Source organism: Nostoc sp. NMS7 (assembly GCF_017115085.1).
Lineage (GTDB): Bacteria > Cyanobacteriota > Cyanobacteriia > Cyanobacteriales > Nostocaceae > Nostoc.
Map to the genome: position 1 here is coordinate 1 of NZ_JABXKJ010000002.1, position 5,679 is coordinate 5,679.

The window sequence follows — 5,679 nt, forward strand, 5'->3', positions numbered from 1 at the left end:
TTCTTCTGCTTAACTCTTTGTTACATACTTATAAATTTTCTCCACGACTTACTTATCCAGAACCTTTGTGGGAAATACCATCTGAAGAATTTTCGGATCTAATAGATATCAATATCAAAGGAGTAGCGAATATAATTCGCCATTTCGTACCAGCAATGGTGAAAAACAAACGGGGTATTATTGTTAACTTTAGTTCTGGCTGGGGACGTTCGACTTCGTTTTGGTTCTATATTAACCAATGCAATAGCGATCGCAATTGGCTTAACGTGGTTCAGTTAAGAAAGTTTTTCTGAGAACGCAAGGGAACAGTTACCAAAAAATAGGCTGATTTAAACTGTATTAGTTTATCGCCTAGAGGCACAGGAAATTAGTACAATTTTTGAATACTGGAGTTTTCAGCAGGAAAAAGCATTTGAGCCAAAGTCTACCTATAGTACCAAGTCGAAAACTGAAGATTACAATCCTAACAGTAGGTTCAAGAGGAGACTTGCAACCATACTGCGCTTTGGCTATTGGATTGAAACGTGCGGGGCATGAAGTAACGCTGGCAACGCATGAGAACTTTGAGTTATTTGTTAGGAAGTTCGATTTAAAGTTTGCAGCGATCGCTGGAAATATGCAAGAGTTTTTGCAATCCGAACAAGGGCAGCGATTGATTGCAGGAGAAAAGTTGAAAAAAGAAGAAGGAGATAAGCTTTTGCTTGAGCAGTTAGAATCTGCTTGGCTAGCGTGTAATGGGAGCGACGTGATTATCTATACCCCGTTAGCTACCTTTGGATATCATATTGCAGAGAAATTAGAAGTACCTTGCTTTTTTGCATCGGTTCTACCGTTGAGTCCGACAGGAATGTTTGGGTTTTTGAAATTTTCTCAAATAGCTAAAAACCCACTAAAGAAAGCGATCAACTATGGCAGCTACTTGCTGGTAGAGTTTTTGTACTGGCAAAGATATCGGAAACTGCTCAATAACTTTAGAACAGATACTTTGAAATTGCCGCCCCTGCCATTTCTAGGGAGACGCTTCCGCAAAAAAACGCCTGCGAACTTGTTACAAATCCCAGTACTGTATGGATTCAGTTCGCACGTCATCCCAAGACCAAGGGATTGGGCCAAGTGGTTGTATGTGACAGGGTTCTGGTTTATTGACCTTGCAGATGACTATCAGCCTACTGAGGAACTGGAGGATTATCTGGAGCAGGGGCCACCACCAGTGTGTTTTGGATTTGGAAGCATGACTTTGCCAAATCCAGAGAATCTCACAGACTTTATCTTGTCAGCTTTGAAGAAGATGTGTCAACGCGGCATTATCTTGTCAGGCTGGGGAGAAATCGGTAGAAGTGTCGGTATTAAAAACTCGTTACGCGCATTTGCGATCAAGGAAGTTCCCCATGATTGGCTATTTCCTCAAGTGCCAGCAGTAGTACATCACGGAGGAGCTAGTACAACGGCGGCGGTGTTACGTGCGGGGATACCATCAGTTACTGTACCTTTCTTTGCAGATCAGCCAGTTTGGGGTGAAAAGCTAACCCGGTTGGGAGTCAGCCCACAACCGATACCGTACCAGAAGGTATCAGAAAAAACTTTAGCAGCAGCAATTGAAGTAGTACTAGGTGATGAGGTAATGCGGTGTAAAGCCCAGGAGTTAGGCCAGAAGATTAGAGATGAAGATGGTGTGACGAATGCTGTTGAAGCATTTCATCGGCATTTGGGTTTGATTGGGTGAGAAATCCCAGACAATTAAAATACATCATCACTGACATCTATAAGTTGTGCTTCTCTCAATTGTAATCGTTGCCATTAAGAGCAGACAGTTGAATCACCTCAGTAAAACGTGAATACTTAACCGCATCGGTAGGGGGATAATCTGCTGACACTGCAATTAACCCAATTTTGATATCCTCGAAATAAATCACACCCCCAATACGTCCTTCAACTTGGAAAGGTCCATGAAATAAACGATAGTTTGGAATGTAGATCAGGAAAAAGCCAGTAATCTTGATTGGCCTGCCAAACATCTGCTGACAAGTTTTGTAGAGGACAGCATCTAGGTATTCATTATCGGCAGGCTCACCGAGGTCAGTGAATTCTGGCTGATCCGCAAAATGATCCATATAAAATGACCAGATATGGGACAAGTCTGCAACGTCCGTCAGTTTTTGCTTAAGTGACTGTAATCGGTCGATATTCATATTGTGGATATTGAGGAGATGGGGCAAACAGACAGTACTGTTAAAAAATTATCAATTATTTTTGCGTTAATGGGGGGTAAAGAATTGTCACCAAAGGGTTCTACTAAATAGTGAGGGACTTAGAACGAGAGACTAGTGCTAGTGTACTATAATATTTGTAGTTTAGGATTTTATTTGCTTGGAAATAGTGTGTCAAAAGCGAGACTGCTTGTGGTGGAGCTACCCTTGGGACAAGAATCTGCCGCTATAACTAGGAAGATAATTCATGTAGATATGGATGCTTTTTACGCATCGGTAGAGCAGAGGGACAACCCTAGCTACCGAGGAAAACCGTTAGTAGTCGGTGGCAGCCCCAATCAACGGGGCGTGGTTGCAGCAGCCAGTTATGAAGCTCGTAAGTTTGGTATTCACTCCGCGATGCCCTCAGTAACTGCGTTCGCTAAATGTCCTGGGCTTATCTTTGTCAGACCGAGATTCGACGTTTACCGAGAGATTTCCACTTCAATCAACGCCATATTCAAACGCTATACTGACTTGGTGGAAGGAGTTGCACTAGATGAGGCATACCTTGATGTTACTGAGAATAAGCAAAACATCCCCTACGCTTCTACTATTGCAAGACACATCAAAACTGCGATTTTTCAGGAAACTCAGTTGACGGCAACCGCAGGCGTGTCGATTAACAAGTTTCTTGCAAAAATGGCATCAGGTCAAAATAAGCCGAATGGACTAACGGTGATTCTACCGGAGCAAGCAATCGGATTTGTAGAACAGCTATCAATTGAAAAGTTTCACGGTATTGGTGAGGTGACGGCGGCGAAGATGCATTCGCTCGGTATTCATACTGGTGCGGATTTGAAGCAGCGATCGCTGACTGAGTTAACACACCACTTTGGTAAAGCAGGTCATTATTACTACAAGATTGCCAAAGCAGAGGATGATCGCCCAGTTGAGGCGAATCGAGTTCGCAAGTCCATTGGTGCAGAAACCTCGTTTGCACAAGACTTAAGCGATGCCGATCAAATGTTACAAGAACTCGAACAGATTGCCCTTTCTTGTGAGCAACGGTTGGAGCAGAATGAAACGCGAGGACGCACATTAACCCTGAAAGTTAAGTTCTCTGACTATCAGCAGTTAACCCGCAGTAAGACAATGCTTGCTCCTATCAGTGAACTCTCTACGATTTTTGAGATAGCCAAAGCACTGTTTGAGTCGATTGATTTGGAAAATCGCAGTATTAGGTTGTTGGGCATTTCCTTGTCCAATTTGGATAATGCCAAACAAACCCAAGTAATTCAATTGCCATTATTTCAGAATGGGAACATCATATTTTAGCGTAGATGTAGTCTGTTCAGACGGTGACAACTCGGTTATTGTCAAAGAGCGAATCAACTCCCGAATCACATCAGTTGCAGGTCTACCTGTACTTGCACAATATTTTTCAAGTTTTTCGCTTTCAGCTGATGCAAGATTTATTGTGATTCGTTTGACAGCCCATTTTTTGTTCATGACTTGCTCTATTGATCAAATTTAATGAATTATCTAGACTTTAAATGCCAAGTGCAATACTTAACAAATATATAGATGTTAACCACAGCATACTTGCCGTAAAAACATTTTTAGCACATCTTCTCCAGGGTATTTACTTATAATCCAAAACTTCACCGATAAATCATCTATATGAACTTTAAAATATTTGAAACGAGCTTGTATTTTTTGTAAATATTGTTAAGCAAAGCGCAATCAAAGTGAGCCTTGCAAGAGGTGTATAATCAGCAAGTATTGCCAATTGAATTTACTAAACCTTGTCTTCATACAATTGCATCTAATATTCATTTATTCTTTACCCAAAGGTGAAATTGACTAAGTACTCTGGATTTATAGTTTTGGATAAGTTAATTTATTTTAAATGACTTTTGTGTGATTAATTACGGTATTTTATTAAAATAGCCATTTTTCGGAAATTTTATTGATTTTGCGGTATATTTTACAAGTACTTGCTCTCTTATAAGAATTTAAATGAAATTTTACTATTCACCCACACCAGCATTAATTGGTGTATTAATTGTCTTTGTGCAACCTCAAAATGCTTTGGCATTCTCCTCTACCGGGAGTGTGAAAGTTGCCGAAGCTATTTCACCGTCATGTTCAGCAAAGATTCCGACTGTTCTATCAACCTTAGAAAAAATTTGCAAACAAGCTGAAAACGCAGAGGCAGAAATAGATAAAAACGTATTGGAGTTACAAGCTCGATTGACTAATGATAAAAAAGCAAGAGATGAGCTAGAAAATCTGAAAAATCAACTTAAGAAGCAGTTATTAGAGGTGATAAATGACGAGCAAAAATATCAACAAGCCTTAGAAAACTCTAATCTCCCTCAGTCTCAAAAAGATTTATTAAGAAAACGCACCCGATGGTTGGTGATTCGTCTGTTGAGCCGACCAGGAAAACCAATGAAAGTAGAGCAAGTAGCAGCCATTACAGGTTTTAGTACTGATTGGGTACGAAAAATTGCTCGCTGTTACAATGTTCTGGGTGTAGAAGGCATTGTAGACGGACATAAAAATAGCCCTGGAGGGAAACAAAAAGCCTTAACTCCAGAACAGCAAAAGCAACTTTATGAACGATTACAATCACCTCCAGATGACGGTGGGTTATGGAGTGGACCAAAAGTAGGGGAATTGATTAAACAACAGTTTGGTATCCGCATACATCGGACAACGGCGTGGAGACAGCTAAGACGACTGGGTTTGACCTTACAATTACCAAGACCATTACATCAAAAAAGTGCCACTTTAGAAGAAAGGGTATTTTTTAAAGCGCAACTGAAGTTTTTTGTCCGATTAATGCGTTGGTTATGCCCTCATAAACAAGTAGAAGTCTGGGCACAGGATGAGGCTCGTTTAGGACTCAAACCAGTGGTTCGTAGAACCTGGGCTCTTAAGGGTCAACGTCCCGTTTCTGATCATTATCCACGCTACAAGTGGCTATATACCTATGGTTTTGTTCATCCTCAAACAGATAACAGTTGTTTGTTTATTTTGCCCAGGGTGAATACAACTGTGATGCAAATAGCCTTGGATGCTTTTACGACTCAAGTCAATTCCCGTAAAGACAAGTTAATTATTTTACTTGTAGACCAAGCTGGTTGGCATACAACTCGTCACTTGAATGTCCCACAAGACATCATTATGTACCCCATTCCTCCATACACTCCTCAACTTAATCCCACTGAGTGTATTTGGCCAATACTAAGAGAGCGATTAGCAAACAAGGTGTTTGATAACCTTGATGCTCTAGAGACTGCCTTAATTGATCGTTGTCAGTGGCTGATGAATAACCCCCTTACTGTTAAGGGAGAAGTCGGATTTTCTTGGCTCTGTTCAATATAACGAAATGTAACAATACTATCTTTTGCAACTTGGTATAACCAGTATGATCTAGACAGTTATTTGGCGATTATCCAAGTGAGGAACTACGACCCGCAAT

At 40.7% G+C, this 5,679-nt stretch carries 5 protein-coding genes and 1 pseudogene; 4 read left to right on the top strand and 2 right to left on the bottom strand.

All coding sequences use genetic code 11. From position 1 onward, the window contains the following. Positions 1-293, top strand: a 293-nt coding sequence (locus tag HWQ38_RS00035; protein ID WP_292788837.1) for an SDR family NAD(P)-dependent oxidoreductase, incomplete at its 5' end; no start/stop codon positions are given. 119 nt (positions 294-412) lie between these two features. Beyond that, complete coding sequence (locus HWQ38_RS00040) at positions 413-1,723, top strand: glycosyltransferase (RefSeq protein ID WP_292788846.1); 1,311 nt, start codon at positions 413-415, stop codon at positions 1,721-1,723. A 55-nt stretch (positions 1,724-1,778) separates the two neighbouring features. On the opposite strand, the gene HWQ38_RS00045 is transcribed toward HWQ38_RS00040, so the two are convergent. After that, on the bottom strand, positions 1,779-2,189 hold the full coding sequence (locus HWQ38_RS00045) for a hypothetical protein (RefSeq protein ID WP_292788840.1): 411 nt from the start codon (positions 2,187-2,189) through the stop codon (positions 1,779-1,781). Positions 2,190-2,378: 189 nt separating this feature from the next. Here HWQ38_RS00045 and dinB point away from each other — a divergent pair, with 189 nt between their 5' ends. After that, a complete protein-coding gene (dinB, locus tag HWQ38_RS00050) occupies positions 2,379-3,524 on the top strand; it encodes a DNA polymerase IV (RefSeq protein ID WP_292788842.1) in 1,146 nt (381 codons plus the stop codon). On the opposite strand, the gene HWQ38_RS00055 is transcribed toward dinB, so the two are convergent. Further along, positions 3,495-3,698, bottom strand: coding sequence for a CopG family transcriptional regulator (locus HWQ38_RS00055; RefSeq protein ID WP_292788844.1), 204 nt, complete (start codon positions 3,696-3,698; stop codon positions 3,495-3,497). The genes dinB and HWQ38_RS00055 overlap by 30 nt on opposite strands. 891 nt (positions 3,699-4,589) lie before the next feature. Here HWQ38_RS00055 and HWQ38_RS00060 point away from each other — a divergent pair. Beyond that, positions 4,590-5,582: pseudogene (locus tag HWQ38_RS00060) on the top strand (IS630 family transposase); the annotation flags it as partial. Positions 5,583-5,679 lie beyond the last annotated feature (97 nt).